This is a genomic window from Arthrobacter stackebrandtii, from assembly GCF_017876675.1.
In the GTDB taxonomy this organism is placed as follows: domain Bacteria; phylum Actinomycetota; class Actinomycetes; order Actinomycetales; family Micrococcaceae; genus Specibacter; species Specibacter stackebrandtii.
The window spans coordinates 3,653,340-3,668,605 of record NZ_JAGIOI010000001.1 but is presented as its reverse complement, the minus strand read 5'-3'; the positions used below and the strand labels follow the sequence as shown (position 1 = coordinate 3,668,605).

Annotated in this window: 13 protein-coding genes; 1 reads left to right on the top strand and 12 read right to left on the bottom strand. The window is 67.4% G+C overall.

Going from position 1 to position 15,266, the window contains the following annotated elements:
• Window positions 1–12 precede the first annotated feature (12 nt).
• The 10 genes from JOF48_RS16040 to JOF48_RS15995 all read right to left on the bottom strand — a co-directional run bounded on the left by JOF48_RS16040 (window position 13) and on the right by JOF48_RS15995 (window position 11,498).
• Entirely contained in the window at window positions 13–582 is a 570-nt protein-coding gene (locus JOF48_RS16040; RefSeq protein WP_209682208.1) for a shikimate kinase, read from the bottom strand.
• On the bottom strand, window positions 582–1,781 hold the full coding sequence (gene aroC, locus JOF48_RS16035; RefSeq protein ID WP_209682206.1) for a chorismate synthase: 1,200 nt from the start codon (window positions 1,779–1,781) through the stop codon (window positions 582–584). Before aroC ends, JOF48_RS16040 begins: the two co-directional genes overlap by 1 nt.
• Before the next feature lie 5 nt (window positions 1,782–1,786).
• On the bottom strand, window positions 1,787–2,698 hold the full coding sequence (locus tag JOF48_RS16030) for a shikimate dehydrogenase (protein WP_209682203.1): 912 nt from the start codon (window positions 2,696–2,698) through the stop codon (window positions 1,787–1,789).
• Entirely contained in the window at window positions 2,699–4,867 is a 2,169-nt protein-coding gene (gene mltG, locus JOF48_RS16025) for an endolytic transglycosylase MltG (RefSeq protein ID WP_245346576.1), read from the bottom strand.
• A gap of 41 nt (window positions 4,868–4,908) precedes the next feature.
• On the bottom strand, window positions 4,909–5,499 hold the full coding sequence (gene ruvX / locus JOF48_RS16020) for a Holliday junction resolvase RuvX (protein WP_209682201.1): 591 nt from the start codon (window positions 5,497–5,499) through the stop codon (window positions 4,909–4,911).
• 7 nt (window positions 5,500–5,506) lie between these two features.
• Window positions 5,507–8,188 (bottom strand): alanine--tRNA ligase, encoded by a 2,682-nt coding sequence (alaS, locus tag JOF48_RS16015; protein ID WP_209682200.1) that lies wholly within the window; start codon window positions 8,186–8,188, stop codon window positions 5,507–5,509.
• A 97-nt stretch (window positions 8,189–8,285) separates the two neighbouring features.
• Window positions 8,286–8,519, bottom strand: a complete 234-nt coding sequence (locus JOF48_RS16010; protein ID WP_209682199.1) for a hypothetical protein — start codon at window positions 8,517–8,519, stop codon at window positions 8,286–8,288.
• Between the two features lie 39 nt (window positions 8,520–8,558).
• Window positions 8,559–8,933: a DUF948 domain-containing protein gene (locus JOF48_RS16005; protein ID WP_209682197.1), complete on the bottom strand. Its 375-nt coding sequence runs from the start codon at window positions 8,931–8,933 to the stop codon at window positions 8,559–8,561.
• 200 nt (window positions 8,934–9,133) lie between these two features.
• Window positions 9,134–9,760, bottom strand: a complete 627-nt coding sequence (rpsD, locus tag JOF48_RS16000; RefSeq protein ID WP_209682195.1) for a 30S ribosomal protein S4 — start codon at window positions 9,758–9,760, stop codon at window positions 9,134–9,136.
• A gap of 307 nt (window positions 9,761–10,067) precedes the next feature.
• Window positions 10,068–11,498: a replication-associated recombination protein A gene (locus JOF48_RS15995; RefSeq protein ID WP_209682186.1), complete on the bottom strand. Its 1,431-nt coding sequence runs from the start codon at window positions 11,496–11,498 to the stop codon at window positions 10,068–10,070.
• A 52-nt stretch (window positions 11,499–11,550) separates the two neighbouring features.
• On the opposite strand from JOF48_RS15995, the gene JOF48_RS15990 reads away from it, so the two are divergent.
• Window positions 11,551–12,174 (top strand): Vms1/Ankzf1 family peptidyl-tRNA hydrolase, encoded by a 624-nt coding sequence (locus tag JOF48_RS15990; RefSeq protein WP_209682184.1) that lies wholly within the window; start codon window positions 11,551–11,553, stop codon window positions 12,172–12,174.
• A gap of 370 nt (window positions 12,175–12,544) precedes the next feature.
• On the opposite strand, the gene JOF48_RS15985 is transcribed toward JOF48_RS15990, so the two are convergent.
• Entirely contained in the window at window positions 12,545–13,345 is an 801-nt protein-coding gene (locus tag JOF48_RS15985; protein ID WP_209682182.1) for a GNAT family N-acetyltransferase, read from the bottom strand.
• A 71-nt stretch (window positions 13,346–13,416) separates the two neighbouring features.
• The gene (aspS, locus tag JOF48_RS15980) at window positions 13,417–15,198 is read right to left on the bottom strand and encodes an aspartate--tRNA ligase (RefSeq protein ID WP_209682180.1); all 1,782 of its coding nucleotides are present in this window, start codon (window positions 15,196–15,198) and stop codon (window positions 13,417–13,419) included.
• Window positions 15,199–15,266 lie beyond the last annotated feature (68 nt).

Here is a 15,266-nt window from a genome sequence, read left to right as displayed (position 1 = left end):
GCTCACGATGCGTCAGTTCTCTTTCCTTGACTCTTCGGCCAGCAGGCCTATCAACCGCTCAACTAACTGCGGCACATTTGATTTGCTGACATCGAGGGTGATGTCGGCCAGGCGGGCATAGACGGGTCCGCGCACGGCGGCAAGCCTCTCCCACGTGGCGATGGGGTCCGCCGACAGGAGCGGTCGGCCGGTATTGCGGGTGATGCGTTCCTTCACGGTATCAACCCCGGCGCTCAGGAAGACAACCGTGGCGCGGGCCAGCAACTGCTGCGTGCCTGAATCCAGCACGGCGCCGCCGCCGAGCGAGAGCACGAGCGGCTTCGCCTTGGGCGTGTCCAGGACGTCGGCGATGGCACGGGCCTCGAGCTGGCGGAAGTGGTGCTCGCCCTTGGCGGCGAAGATCCCGGGAACCGGGCCGTGCTTGGCCACGATCTTGTGGTCTGAATCGATGAATTCGATCCGGAGCACGCGGGCAAGTTCAGCTCCAATGACTGACTTGCCCACGGCCATGGGCCCGATCACGACAATGGGCCGGTGGGGCGTGAAATCCGGTGCCCCGGCCGGGTCCTTGCCCGTTGCCATCAGTGCCCCTGTGTGTCCAGATTGGCGGGGATGGCCGCCAGGTAGCTGTCCATGTTGCGCTTGGTTTCGGCCATGGAGTCACCGCCGAATTTCTCCACGAGGGCCTCCGCCAGCACCAGGGCCGTCATGGCCTCGGCGACGACGCCGGCTGCCGGCACCGCACAGACGTCCGAACGCTGGTGGTGGGCCTTGGCGGCCGCGCCGGTGGCCACGTCGATGGTCTTCAGCGCGCGGGGCACGGTGGCGATGGGCTTCATGGCGGCGCGCACTCGCAGCACGTCACCGATGCTCATGCCGCCCTCGATGCCGCCTGCACGGTTGGAGGTGCGGGTGATGCGCCCGGATTCGTCGCGCACAATTTCGTCGTGTGCGGCGGATCCGCGGCGTGCGGCAGTGGCGAAGCCGTCGCCCACTTCCACGCCCTTGATGGCCTGGATGCCCATGAGGGCCCCGGCCAGGCGGGAGTCGAGGCGGCGGTCCCAGTGGACGTAGCTGCCCAGCCCGGGTGGCAGGTTGTAGGCCAAGACCTCAACGACGCCGCCCAGTGTCTCGCCCTGCTTCTGGGCCGTGTCAACTTCCTCAACCATGGCGGCGGAGGTGGCTGCATCAAAGCAGCGCAGCGGGTCGGCGTCCAGTGCGGCGACGTCGGACAGGTGCGGCAGCACAGCATCCTCCGGGGAAGCGATCCCGGCGATCTGCACGGTGTGGCTGACCAGCTCAACACCCACGGCGGCCAGCATCTGGGCGGCGACGGCGCCGAGGGCCACGCGGGTGGCGGTCTCGCGGGCGCTGGCACGCTCCAGGACGGGGCGGGCCTCGTCGAAGCCATACTTCTGCATGCCCGTGAAGTCGGCGTGGCCGGGGCGCGGGCGTGTCAGCGGCGCATTGCGGGCCTGCCCTTCCAGCTCGGCGGCGTCCACGGGGTCGGCGGACATGATCTGCTCCCACTTGGGCCATTCGGAGTTGCCAATCTGGATGGCAACGGGCCCGCCCTGGGTCAGGCCGTGGCGGACCCCGCCCAGGATGGTCACGACGTCCTGCTCAAACTTCATCCGTGCGCCGCGGCCATATCCCAGGCGGCGGCGGGCCAGGGCGTCCTGGATGTGGGTGCTCGTGAGCTCCACACCGGCAGGAACGCCTTCAATAATTCCAACGAGTGCCGGGCCATGAGATTCACCGGCTGTCAACCAACGCAACATACTCTCTATCCTGCCATGTTCTGGTCGTAGGGATTTCGCCGGGGGATGCCCAATGCGTCGCACATCACATTGATGACGCCGCCCAGCTGCTCTGTGTCAAGCGTGCCGAATCCGGCCGCGGCGGTGAACTGGCGCACCTGATCCACGCCCTGGTACAGCAGCATCTCGATCCCTGCCACGACGGTTCCGCCGGCATGCTCCCATGCCTGCCCCAAAACACTGGGCCACGGGTCGTAGGCCACGTCCAGCAGCAGTGCGCCCGGCACCGCCGGCGCCGCCGCTGCAAACTCCCGGGCCATGGCGTCGGCACCGCGCGGGGGCAGCGTGGAGATGACAATGTCGTAACCCGCCAGTTCCTGCGCAGCCCCGGCAAAGGCTTTAAGTTCGACGGCGGTGCCCAGGGTTTGCGCGACGGCGGCGGTTCCGGCGGCCTTCTGCGGGTTGCGGACAAAGAGGTGGATGGCTGCTGCGTCCAGCTGGGCGAGGGCGGCAATGGCCGAGACTGCCGTGCCGCCGCCGCCAAGGATGGCTGCGCGCGGGCGCTCCCCCGCCCCGGCATGCAGGAGGGCGTTCACGATCCCGGCCACGTCCGTGTTGTCCCCCCGAAGGCGGGCCGGACCGCCGTCGGGCGAGGTGGCAGTTATGGTGTTCACGGCGCCAAGGGCGGCAGCCACCGGCGTCAACTCATCGACCAGGTCCACTGCGGCATTCTTCAGCGGCATCGTGACGGAGAGCCCGTACCAGCCCCCTTCCGAGCGGACGCGGGCCAGGAGGCCGGCCAGGTCGGGCACGTCAACGTCGATCGCCCCGTAGGACATGTCGGCGCCGAGAGCGGCGTAGGCGGCATTGTGCATGGCGGGTGACTTGGAATGTCCGATCGGATGTCCCAGCACCGCGCCCTTGGGCGGTTGATTCAATTATTCGCACTTCCCTGCATTGGCGTCGCACCAGGCGACATACTTGGCCACGTTGGCCTGGTGCTCGGCGAAGGTGGCTGCGTACAGCGTCTCGCCGGTGTCCAGGTTGATGGTCACCCAGAAGTAGTAAGGGTTCTCCTCCGGGTGGGCGCCGGCCACGATTGCCTTGTTCCCGGGTGAGCCGATGGGGCCCACGGGCAGTCCGGCGTTGGCGAAGGTGTTGTAGAGGTTGGAGGCGTCTGCCTTTTCCTCGGCCGTGATGTTGTACGTCTTCTTGCCCAGCCCGTAGGCCACGGTGGCGTCCGACTCCAGCCTGCCGCCGGTTTCAGCGTTGGGCTTGTTGATGCGGTTCTCAATGGCGCCGGAGATCATGGCGTAGTTCTCCACGTTGCCTTCGAACTCGATGATGCTGGCAACCGTCAGGATCCGGTACTGCTCATTCGGGTCGGTGACGCCCGTTGCCACGAGTTCGTCCTTGGTGGCCTTGACGAGTTCGTCCAGCACACCCTTGGCATCGATGTCGATGGGGAAACGGTACTCCCCCGGGGCCAGGTAGCCTTCAAGGTTCTTGGCCTGCGGAGGCAGGTCGAACAGGGCGGGCTGGTTGGCCAGCGACTCAAATTCCGCCAGCGGCAGGCCTGTGCTGTCGGCCAGGACCTGCAGGGTTTCCCCGATGCGCAGGTTCTGGGCAATGGCGGTGTAGTGGACCTTGTTGTCATCAGTGGCCAGCAACACGGTGACGGCATCGGAGGCCTTCATTTGGTGCTTCATCTCAAAGGTGCCGGGCTGCAGCGCCGAGGCGCCGTCCGCTGCCGTGAGGGCGTCCAGGAACGCCTGCTCGCTGGCGACGATGTCCTCGGTCTTGAGGTCGGTGGCGATGGAGCGCCCGGTGGCGCCGTCGGGGACCACAAAAGACACCGAACCGGTGCCGGGGCCGGGGTAGTCCGGAGTCTGGAAGCCGGCCAGCATCGGCTTGACCGACTGGAAAACAAAATAGACGACGGCGGCGAACAGCAGCACGACGACAAGGAAGACGAGGCTGCGCCGGCGCTTGCGTACACGCTTGGACCGGCTGGATCCGGGGGCTGGGCGCGGCTCGAGGTAGTCGTCCCCGTCGTCGTAGTGGTCCCCGGCGCCGTCGTGGTATTCGTCCTCGTAGGAGCCTTCCTCCGGCGCCTGGTAGGCGTGGGTTCCGTGCTCCCCGAAGGAGTTGGCAGCGGGACCCTGGTGGCTGTTTCCGGCAGCGGCCGCAGGGGCCCCGTAGGCGCCGTGCTGGACGTCCCGGCCCTCCGGCTCGTAGGCACTAGATTCATATTCCGCGGCCGCCTGGGCGAGCAGGCCTTGTCGGCCAAGGCCCTCCTGCCGGGCCGTGCCGGGCGAAAACTGCCCTGGCTCCGGGCTGTTCCCGGCATGCAGCACGGGGACTTCGAACTGCTGTTCCTCGAAAGCCGGAACCGCGAACTGGCCTGTTTCAAACCCGGGTGTCGTGTACTGGGGCTCGGCGGCCGTGTATCGGGGTCCGGGTGCCGTGTATTGGGGCTCAAAGGAGGGCATCGCGTACTGCTGCGGCTCATAGGCCGGGGCGGAGTAGCGCGGGTCGTTGAATTCTGCCGCCGGCTGCTGGACAGCTTCAAACTGTCCTGTCCGGTGCAGTGTCTCCTGGTACAGGAACTCGCCGGGCTGCTCCGCCTGGTTACTGCTGCCGCCGCGCGGGGTTTCCTGGAAATATGATTCGTCGGACACACGGGCCGGGATCTGCGGCTGCGACTGGAAGGGTGCAGGCTCCGGCACGGATTCATAGGGAGATGCGCCATACCCGGCGCCATGGTGGGCCGGAGTTTCGAAACCCGGGGTGTTCTCAAAGCGGGCCGGCGGCTCGTAGGCGGCCGGCGACGTGTGGGCCGGCGGTGCGAAGGCGGTCGGCACCGTGTAGCCCGGGGCGGCATCGAAGCTTTGCGGCAGCTCGTAGCGGGAGGCCGGCCCGGCGAAGTTGTCCTGGTCAAAGGGCTGGTCCAGCCACGACGGGAGGGACTGTTCCTGCGGCCCGGTGTCCTGCACCGCGCCGTCATGCCCCGCGTACCCGGGCTGCGTCTGCCCGGCCGGGGTGTAGCCGGCCTGGCCGCCGTCAGTGCGTGCGTCGTTGTCCTGGTCCGGGGCCTTCCAGACCAAGTCTGGATTTTCCCTGAGAGCCCGACGGCTCGGATACTCGGTCATGATGCCGGAGCATTCTTCTCGGGCACGCCGATTTGCGTGGAAATGGTGGAAACCTCTTCGTTTTGCGCTGGTCCGTCAGTCCCCACAACATCCGGCTTACGTGGGCGCACAAGCTGGCCAACATTGGCGTTGCGCGCTTTCTGCATGTCAAGGGCGTGCTGCAAAATTTCCACAGCGGCCACTTGATCTACCACTTTACGGTGTTCCCTGCTGTCAAGGCCAGCCTTGTTCAGTGCCTGGTGGGCGCTGACGGTGGTCAGCCGCTCGTCGATCAGGTGAACCGGAACATCCAGTCCGGCGTCCTGGAGCAGTGAAACCAGCAGCCCCGCATAGCTGCGGGCCATCTCGGCGGAGGCTTTTTCCTCCCCTTTCATGGTCCTGGGCAGCCCGACAAAAATCTGCACCGCACCGCGGGTGGCGGCCTCCTTCACCACAACCTTGATGTCGCTGTTGCGCTTGGCATCCCGGCTCAGGGTCTTGACCGGTGTGGCCAGGATGCCGTCGGGGTCGCAGGAGGCCAGGCCGACACGGGCCATGCCCACGTCAATTCCCAGCTTGACCCCCTGCGGGAAGCGTTGATCCGCCACGGGTCCCCTAGGACCGGTTCTTCACGGCATCGGACACGGCCGCCAGGGCTGCGTCGATCGCCGTCACGTCAGAGCCGCCGCCCTGGGCCATGTCCGGCTTGCCGCCGCCGCCGCCGCCCAGGATGCCCGAGGCCAGCTTGACCAGGTTTCCGGCCTTGATGCCTGCCTCGCGGGCGGCCTCGTTGGTCACCACCAGGATGATGGGGCGGGCGTTGCTCGCGCCGGCAACGGCAATGGCCGACGGCGCCGAGCCGAGGCGGTTGCGCAGGTCAAGTGCCAGCCCTCGCAGGTCATCGGCGCTGGAGACCTCCCCGGCGTTGTGGGCGATGACGCGCACGCCGTTGGCGTCCACGGCTGTGCCCACCAGGTTGGCGGCTGCCGCGCTGAGCTGCTCCTTGCGCAGGCGCTCCAGTTCCTTCTCGGCAGTCTTGAGCTTCGCCAAGGTTGCAGCGACGCGCTCCTGCAGCAGGTTCGAGGGAACCTTGAGCATGTCCGTCAGTTCGCTGACCAGGGCCCGCTCGGCGGCCAGGTGGCGGAACGCGTCCATGCCAACGAAGGCCTCGACGCGGCGGTTTCCGGAACCCACGGACTGCTCGCCCAGCAGGGTCAGGGAGCCGATGCGGGAGGTGCTGTCCACGTGGGTGCCGCCGCAGAGCTCGCGCGACCAGGCGCCGTCGATCTCCACAACCCGGACCTCGGAGCCGTAATTCTCACCGAACAGCGCCATGGCGCCCAGGGCCTTGGCGGCGTCCAGGTCCATGACCTTGGTGTCCACCTTGTAGTTGTTGCGGATGGCGATGTTGGCAACTTCCTCGATCTCCGACCGCGTTGCCGCGCTGAGGCCCTCGCCCCAGGCGAAGTCGAAGCGCAGGTAGCCGGCCTTGTTGTAGGAGCCGCGCTGGAGCGCCTCCGGGCCGAGGATCTGGTGCAGGGCTGCGTGCACAATGTGCGTGCCCGTGTGCGCCTGCTCCGCTGCGTGGCGGCGTTCACGGTCGACGGCGGCACGCACCACGGCGTCTGCCGGCAGTTCGCCTTCGCGCACGATGGCCTTGTGGACGCTCAGGCCCTTGATGGGGCGCTGGACGTCGAGGACCTCGACGACGAAGCCGTCGCCGGTGATCAGGCCGGTGTCTGCTGCCTGGCCGCCCGCCTCGGCGTAGAACGGGGTCTCATCCAGGACCAGGGAGATTTCGTCCCCGGTGGAGGCGTGCGCCACGGCGGCACCGTTGGAGAGGATGGAGCGCACGCGGCCCTTGCCCTCCAGCTCGGTGTAGCCGGTGAACACGGTTTCGCCCTGGGCGAGGAGCTCGTGGAAGACGGAGAGGTCTGCGTGGCCGCTCTTCTTCGCCTTGGCATCCTTCTGGGCGCGCTGGCGCTGTTCGAGCATGAGGGCGCGGAAGCCCGCCTCGTCCACGGCCAGGCCGGCCTCGGCGGCCATTTCCAGGGTCAGGTCGATCGGGAAGCCGTACGTGTCGTGCAGGGCGAAGGCCTCTTCACCGGACAGGGACGTGTTGGCTGCCTTGGATTCCTTCACTGCTTCCTCCAGGCGGGCGGTGCCGCTGGCGATGGTGCGCAGGAAGGACTTCTCTTCGGCGTAGGCGATCCGGGAGATGCGGGCGAAGTCGGCCTCCACCTCGGGGTAGGCGCCCTTCATGGCGTCGCGGGAGACCGGCAGCAGCTCAGGCAGCACGGCGGTCTCGACGCCGAGCAGGCGCATGGCGCGCACGGCACGGCGGATGAGCCGGCGCAGCACGTAGCCGCGGCCTTCGTTGGAGGGGGTGACGCCGTCGGAAATCAGCATGAGCGAGGAGCGGATGTGGTCGGCGACAACGCGCATGCGGACGTCATCCACGTGGTGCGGGTCGGCCGGGTCCTCGGTGGAGGTGTACTTCTTGCCGGAGAGTTCTGCGGCCTTGTCCAGGACGGGGCGGACCTGGTCGGTCTCGTACATGTTCTCCACGCCCTGCAGGATCATGGCGAGGCGTTCCAGGCCCAGGCCCGTGTCAATGTTCTTGTTGGGCAGTTCGCCAACGACGTCGAAGTCGACCTTGGAGGTGACGTTGTCGATCTGGTACTGCATGAACACGAGGTTCCAGATCTCGATGTAGCGGGTCTCATCGGCGATGGGGCCGCCGTCGACACCGTATTCGGGGCCGCGGTCGTAGAAGATCTCCGAGCACGGACCGGCCGGGCCGGGCTGGCCGGTGGACCAGTAGTTGTCTTCCTTGCCGATGCGCTGGATGCGGTCTGCGGGGACGCCCACCTTGTCGCGCCAAATGCCGTAGGCCTCGTCGTCCTCGGTGTACACCGTGACCCACAGGCGCTCGGCCGGGAGTCCGTAGCCGCCGTCGTCAATGGACGAGGTGAGCAGCTCCCAGGCGTAGGGGATGGCGGTTTCCTTGAAGTAGTCGCCGAAGGAGAAGTTGCCGCACATCTGGAAGAAGGTGCCGTGGCGGACCGTCTTGCCGACCTCGTCGATGTCGCCGGTGCGGATGCACTTCTGCACGCTCGTGGCGCGCTTGAACGGCGGGACCTCGCGGGCGGTCAGGTACGGGATGAAGGGGACCATGCCGGCGACGGTGAAGAGCAGCGAAGGGTCGGAGGACACCAGGGAGGCAGAGGGCACGGGGGTGTGTTGCTTGCCGGCGAAAAAATCTACCCAGCGGCGTGCGATGTCGTGCGATTTCATTAGCCTGGTGGCTCCTTCAATAGTTCGTGCCGGCAGGAACCCTTGTCCCTGCCTGGTGCCTTGCGCCTTGGCGGCGTGGCTGTGCCTGGTGCAGCGCCTAGCGGCGCGGCCCGGCCGGGTCCTGGTCAACGCCCAGGGCCAGCCGCAAATCTGTTTCGCGCTCGTTCATGTTCTCACGAAGCGCGTCGGCGAAGTCATGGACGGCGTCGGCAGCCCTGCCGACCGCCCGGTTCAGCCCTTCCGGGCCGATGGCGCCCTGCGCCGCGGCAATCTTGCGGGCGGCGATGACGCCGATCGTGATGCCCACGCCTAGCCAAAAGATCTTCTTCATCAATTTTATCCCTTGAATTTTGTCCCGGGTGCGGCCGGCTCAGCGGCTGTGCCTGGAGCGGCCGGGCTTGCGGCGCCCGGCAAACGCCTGGCGCACGCCGTAGGAGAAGGCGGAGACCTTGATCAGCGGCTGCCCGATCGTGGCCGCAACCAGCGCGGACAACGCCGAAATATTGGCTGTGGCGTCCGAGACGTTGTTGGATATCCCGTCAACCTTGCCCAGCTGGGTGTTGGTGGTGGCCACCGTGGCGGTGACCTCCTCAATCAGCGGGGTGGTTCCGTCGCTGATCTCCTTGATGGTGGTGCGCATTTCATCGAACACCCTGCCCAGCTTGATGATGGGCACGGCAAGCAATGCCACAAGCACGGCGAACACGCCTGCCGCTATGAGTCCTGCAATGTCGCCACCACTCATGAATGTGCCGCCTCAATTCCTGCTTGGGTCCCGGCTCGGTTCCGGACGTTTCTCCCAAAGTACCTTACCCACAAATGCCGTTCGGTTTCGGCTTTCAACCGGTTTTGGCTACAAAACAGCCCGCGGCGCGTGCCGCGGGCTGTTTTGTGTTTCAAGCTTTGCGTGTTGCAAGCCCTACTTCTCGCTGCTTCCCAAGGGATTTAGCGTGAGTAGAATTCAACAACCAGCTGCTCTTCACAGGTTACGGGAACCTCGGAGCGCTTGGGCTTGCGAACCAGGCGGGCCTGCAGGCTCTCCAGCTTCACATCCAGGTAGGCCGGGACGGCGGGGAGCACGTCGCGGTGGGCGCCGGCTGCAGCAAGCTGCAGGGGAACCATGGTCTGGCTGCGCGGGTGCACGTGGATCAGCTGACCCTCGGCAACGCGGTAGGACGGGCGGTCCACGCGGGCGCCGTCAACCATGATGTGGCGGTGGACAACCAGCTGGCGTGCCTGGGCGGTGGTGCGGGCGAAGCCTGCACGCAGGACCAGGGCGTCCAAACGGCTTTCAAGGATCTCAACCAGGTTTTCACCGGTCATGCCCTTGGTGTGCTTGGCTTCTTCGAAGGCACGGGTCATCTGTGCTTCGCGGATGCCGTACTGGGCGCGCAGACGCTGCTTTTCGCGGAGGCGTACTGCGTAGTCGCTGTCCTGCTTCTTGCGGGCGCGGCCGTGCTCACCGGGGCCGTACGGGCGGCGCTCGAGGTACTTGGCTGCCTTCGGAGTCAGAGCAATGCCGAGGGACCGCGAAAGGCGGGCCTGACGGCGGGCACGTGTGTTGTTAGCCACTTGTGTCCTTCCAATATGTGCAATAAGTGTTTTACCTGGCCTCCATTGTGGAGAGCTGGGGCTATTGCGGCCCTTCGCTGCAGCACCTGGGCATACGCAACAAATCCTTGAAAGCACATGAAATACGCGGCCAAAACCGCGCGAACCGTACATGGATGTTGTGCATGGAGCCAGAGCTTGCCAGTGCGCCATCAACTCTACCATCCGCCCCGCATGAAGCACGACGGCGCGTCCCGTCTCCCAGCCTTGCCCCGCCCGGGTGCCGGCCACCCCGGCGGCGGGGTCCGGCGTCGGAGGTCACCAAACCCTATTTCGCCGGGCCGGTGCCGCGAATGATCTCCCGCAGCCGGGTGAGGCGCGGCCCCAGGTCGCGCTCATGCCCGTTGGCGGTGGGCGTGTAGTAGTTCCTGCCCACGAGGTCGTCCGGCGGGTACTGCTGGGTGGCGATCGAGTGCGGGGAATCGTGGGAGTAGATGTAGCCCTTGCCGTGGCCCAGGCCGGCGGATCCGGCGTAGTGGGCGTCGCGCAGCGGCGGCGGGACGGTGGTGCCGCGGCCGGCGCGGACGTCGGCGATCGCGGCGTTGATGCCGCTGTAGGCGGCATTGGACTTGGGCGCCGTGGCCACGTGCACCACGGCCTGCGCCAGGATGATCCGGGCCTCCGGCATGCCGATCAACGCCACGGCTTGGGCCGCGGCGACTGCAGTTTGCAGGGCGGTGGGGTCGGCCATGCCCACGTCCTCGGAGGCGGAGATCATGATGCGGCGGCTGATGAAACGCGGGTCCTCCCCCGCCTCCAGCATGCGGGCCAGGTAGTGCAGGGCGGCGTCGACGTCGGAGCCGCGCACGGACTTGATGAAGGCGCTGATGATGTCGTAGTGCTGGTCCCCGGCGCGGTCGTAGCGGACGGCGGCTGCGTCGATGGCGCGTTCCGCAACGGCCAGGTCGATGACCACGGGCTCATCGTCCTCGGCAGTCTCGGCCGGAATCTCCGACAGCGCCACGCCCGCGGCTGCCTCGAGGGTGGTCAGGGCGCGGCGGGCGTCGCCGGCGGCGAGCCGGACCAGGTGGTCCATGGCCTCGTCGGTCAGCGAGACGAGCCCGTCCAGGCCGCGAGGGTCGGCAACGGCCCGCTCCAGCAGGTCCTGGATGTCGGCGTTGGTCAGCGGCTGCAGCGTGAGCAGGATGGAGCGCGACAGCAGCGGAGCCACCACGGAGAATGAGGGGTTCTCGGTGGTCGCGGCAATCAGCACCACCCAGCGGTTCTCCACACCGGGCAGGAGCGCGTCCTGCTGGGCCTTGTTGAAGCGGTGGATCTCGTCCAGAAACAGCACGGTGGTGCGCCCGTGCAGGTCGCGGTCCGTCAGTGCCTGGTCCATGACCCGGCGCACGTCCTTCACGCCGGCCGTGATGGCGGACAGCTCCACGAACTTGCGTCCCGGTCCGCGCGCAATCACGTGCGCCAGGGTGGTCTTGCCAGTGCCGGGAGGCCCCCAGAGCATGACGGAGGCCGGTCCGGCCGCTCCCCCGGCACTGCCGCCGGCGGCCAGCATCTGCAGCGGCGATCCGGGGCCGAGCAGGTGCTGCTGGCCCACCACCTCCTCGAGGCTGCGCGGGCGCATGCGCACGGCGAGCGGGCTGCGGGGGCGCGAACCCTCCGCCGTCGACCCGCCAAAGGAGAGGGAGCCGTCGTCGTCCGTGTCGTCGTCGCCGTGCAGGGCGCTAAAAAGGTCACTCACCCCCCTAGGCTATCGCCACCGGCTGACATCGTCCGCCCGATAGGCTGGCAGCGTGAACCCCTCCAGCCAGAACCCGTCCAGCCGATCCGCGTTTGTCGCAGCCGCCCGCCTTGACGGCTGGGTGGCCCGCTTTGCCGCTTCCCACCGCGGCCTGGCCTCCACCACTGACACAGACGACGGCGTTCTGCTGGCCATGCGCGACGGCGCCACCGCGCTGCTCACCCCGCCATGGCCCGACGACGGCCGGCCGGGCCGGGGTGCCGGGCCGGTGGAACGGCTGGTGTCCCTCGCCTCGCAGGAGCGGCGGTTCGGGCTGGTTTTGGTGCGCCGCGGCGGCTATGGGGTCGGGGTTGCTGCGGCCGGCAAGCTGCTGGCGAGCAAGGTGGGGACGGCCTCGTCGCGCTCCCGCGGCGGGGATCCGGGCGCGGCAGTGGTGGAGCGGGCGGCCGCCGAGGCCCTGAAGGTCTTTGCCGGGCAGGGCTTTGAATACCTGGCCACGGGTGGAGACAAACTGCTGGTTGAAGCGGTGCTGGCGGTGCCTGCGCTGCGTTCCGTTCGGGTCCAGCCGCGGCTGGACCCGCTGGCCGTGCCCGACCCCAAGATGGCCGTGCTGGAGAAGGCTGCCGCGGACTTCTGCGCCGTCCGGGTGAGGATCACCGACCCGGCCGGCCCCTGACCGCTGTCCCTCCCGGACGCGGCATCAGATAAGTCGCTGTTTTCCCGAACGCGGCATCAGATAAGTGGCTGTTTTCACGAACGCCGCATCTGCCATGGATGCTGGCAGGCCAGGTGCCCGCTGGCAGGCTTGATGCAGGACCGCTGCAGCGTGACTCGCCCCGCATCGGGCTGGACTTCCCACCAGTGCCTTGCATCTGACTTGTCCGCCATGGCAGTCCGGCATCGGTCTGGCCTCTTCTCAGATAATCTCCCGCATTGGCCACCGCCGCCGATGTGATGCGGCATCGGCGGAAAATGGGGATTATGTGATGCGGGATCGGGGGAAACCGCGCCCGATGTGATGCGGCGTCGGGGATGGGGATGGGCGGTCAGCAGGCTCCGAACGCCCGTCGCAGCGGGGCCTGGCGGTAGTGGTAGCGGGCGGCCTCTGCAAATCCTGCATGTTCGTACAGCGCCTGGGCACCCGCGTTGGCGGCGGTCACCATGAGCCACAGTCCGGCAACATCCGCGGCGAAGGCCTGGCCCAGCAGTTCGGCCAGCACAGCCGATGCCACGCCCTGGCGCCGGAAGTCGGGGTGCGTGGCCATGCCGTAGACGCCGGCCCAGCCATCCACCAACGTCAGCCGGCCCGTGCCCACGGCTACACCTTCACTGCTGCGCGCCGTTGCATACAGGGATGAGGCACCCAGCAGGATCCTTCGCGCAGTCTGCTTCTCGGCCGCCCCGCCACGCCCGTCAACCCGCCACCACAGCTCGAGCCACTCCTCCGACGGCGTCCCCGCCACCTCCACGCGGATTGCGGCACCTTCCGGGGCAGCCGCGCCAGGGACGGGCGCTGCGGGCGGGACCGGCGAGGTCATGACGATGGTTTCGGACTGTTGTGAATAGCCCTGCGTGTCCAAAAGGGCCTCCAGCGGCGCATTTTCCTCCCGGCGGGTCAGCTGGAAGATGACCGGCTGGCGCCGCCCTGCGTACCAGTTCTCGGCAGACCGCAGGGCAGCCAATTCGTCACTGGCGGGTTCGGCGGGCCAGACCGAGTTGGCGCGCTGGGTGACCCCGCCGGCCGACCGCAGAACCCAGCCATCCGCCGTCGAACTTTCCAGGGCGGGCCAGGCCGCAGCCATGAGTGATTCCAGCAGGTCAAGGGAGGGCGCAGCGGGTTTCAGCATTGGACAATACTAGCGCCGGGCATGGCAAAGGCCGGCCCCCACAACTGGAAGACCGGCCTTTCGCGCGGGTGTTACTTCTCGCCGGCCTCGGGCTTGGCTTCGGGCTTGAAGTCCACGCCCGCTTCCTTGCGCTGCTGCGCCGTGATGGGGGCCGGTGCCGCGGTCAGCGGGTCGTAGCCGCCGCCGGACTTCGGGAAGGCGATGACGTCGCGGATGGAGTCGACACCTGCCAGCAGGGACACGGCACGGTCCCAGCCGATGGCAATGCCGCCATGCGGCGGGGCGCCGTACTTGAAGCCTTCGAGCAGGAAGCCGAACTTCTCCTGGGCGTCCTCGCGGGAGAGTCCCATGACCTCGAAGACACGCTTCTGGACATCGCTCTGGTGGATGCGGATGGAGCCGCCGCCGATTTCGTTGCCGTTGCACACGATGTCGTAGGCGTAGGCGAGTGCGGACTCCGGGTCGGTGTCGAAGGTGTCCAGGAACTCGGGCTTGGGCGAGGTGAATGCGTGGTGCACGGCAGTCCATGCGCCGGCGCCAACAGCAACGTCACCGGAGGCGACGGCCGCGGAGGCGGGCTCGAACATGGGCGCGTCAACGATCCACACGAACGCCCAGTCCTTGGGGTCGATCAGGCCGGTGCGGTGGCCGATCTCAACACGGGCGGCACCCAGCAGGGCGCGCGAGGAGGCAACGTCTCCGGCGGCGAAGAAGATGCAGTCTCCGGGCTTGGCGCCGACGGCGTCGGCCAGGCCGGCACGCTCGGTGTCGGTCAGGTTCTTGGCAACGGGGCCGGCCAGCTCGCCGTCCTCCTTGAACAGCACGTAGGCCAGGCCCTTGGCGCCGCGCTGCTTGGCCCATTCCTGCCAGGCATCCAGCTGGCGGCGGGGCTGCGAGGCGCCGCCGGGCATGACGACGGCACCGACGTAGGGAGCCTTGAAGACACCGAAGTTGGTGTCCTTGAAGAACTCTGTCAGGTCGCTCAGCTCCAGGCCGAAGCGCAGGTCAGGCTTGTCCGAGCCGTAGCGGGCCATGGCGTCGCGGTAGGTCATGCGCTGGATCGGCGTGGGGATTTCGACGTCGATCAGCTTCCACAGGGCGGAAACAATCTTCTCGCCGAGGGCGATGATGTCTTCCTGGTCCACGAAGCTGGCCTCGATGTCCAGCTGTGTGAACTCGGGCTGGCGGTCCGCACGGAAGTCCTCGTCGCGGTAGCAGCGGGCGATCTGGTAGTACTTCTCAAAGCCACCCACCTGCAGGAGCTGCTTGAACAGCTGCGGGGACTGCGGCAGCGCGTACCAGGAGCCGGGGGCCAGGCGTGCGGGCACCACGAAGTCGCGGGCGCCTTCCGGGGTGGAACGCGTCAGCGTGGGCGTCTCGATCTCAATGTAGCCCTGCTCGTGCAGCAGTTCGCGGGCCACGCGGTTGGCCTCGGAACGCAGGCGGATGTTGCGCTGCATTCCCGGGCGGCGCAGGTCGAGGTAGCGGTGCTTCAGGCGCGCTTCCTCACCAACCTCCACGTGTTCGTCCACCTGGAACGGCAGGGGTGCGGCCTCGTTGAGGACGATGACGTCATCGGCCAACACCTCGATTTCGCCTGTTGCGAGGGCCGGGTTTTCGTTGCCTTCGGGGCGGCGGGAGACCGTGCCGGTAATCTGCAGGACGTACTCGTTGCGCAGTGCGTGGAAGACTTCCTCCTCACGCACCACGACCTGTGCCACGCCGGAGGCGTCGCGCAGGTCAAGGAAGGCGACGCCGCCATGGTCGCGGCGGCGGGCAACCCAGCCCGCAAGGGTGACGGTTTGGCCAATGTGTTCAGCCCGCAGGGAGCCCAGGTCATGTGTGCGCAGCACAGCATTCCTTTCAATGGAAATTGTTCGGCCCGGTCCGGGCCGAAAGAGAGTTTGTCTAGAAGTTTACC

What these genes read in the sequence shown, in the direction of transcription:
- JOF48_RS16040 (WP_209682208.1), bottom strand. Translation starts at nt 582, where the DNA reads ATGGCAACGGGCAAGGACCCGGCCGGGGCACCGGATTTCACGCCCCAC.
- aroC (WP_209682206.1), bottom strand. Translation starts at nt 1,781, where the DNA reads ATGTTGCGTTGGTTGACAGCCGGTGAATCTCATGGCCCGGCACTCGTT.
- alaS (WP_209682200.1), bottom strand. Translation starts at nt 8,188, where the DNA reads ATGAAATCGCACGACATCGCACGCCGCTGGGTAGATTTTTTCGCCGGC.
- JOF48_RS16010 (WP_209682199.1), bottom strand. Translation starts at nt 8,519, where the DNA reads ATGAAGAAGATCTTTTGGCTAGGCGTGGGCATCACGATCGGCGTCATC.
- JOF48_RS16005 (WP_209682197.1), bottom strand. Translation starts at nt 8,933, where the DNA reads ATGAGTGGTGGCGACATTGCAGGACTCATAGCGGCAGGCGTGTTCGCC.
- JOF48_RS15985 (WP_209682182.1), bottom strand. Translation starts at nt 13,345, where the DNA reads ATGCTGAAACCCGCTGCGCCCTCCCTTGACCTGCTGGAATCACTCATG.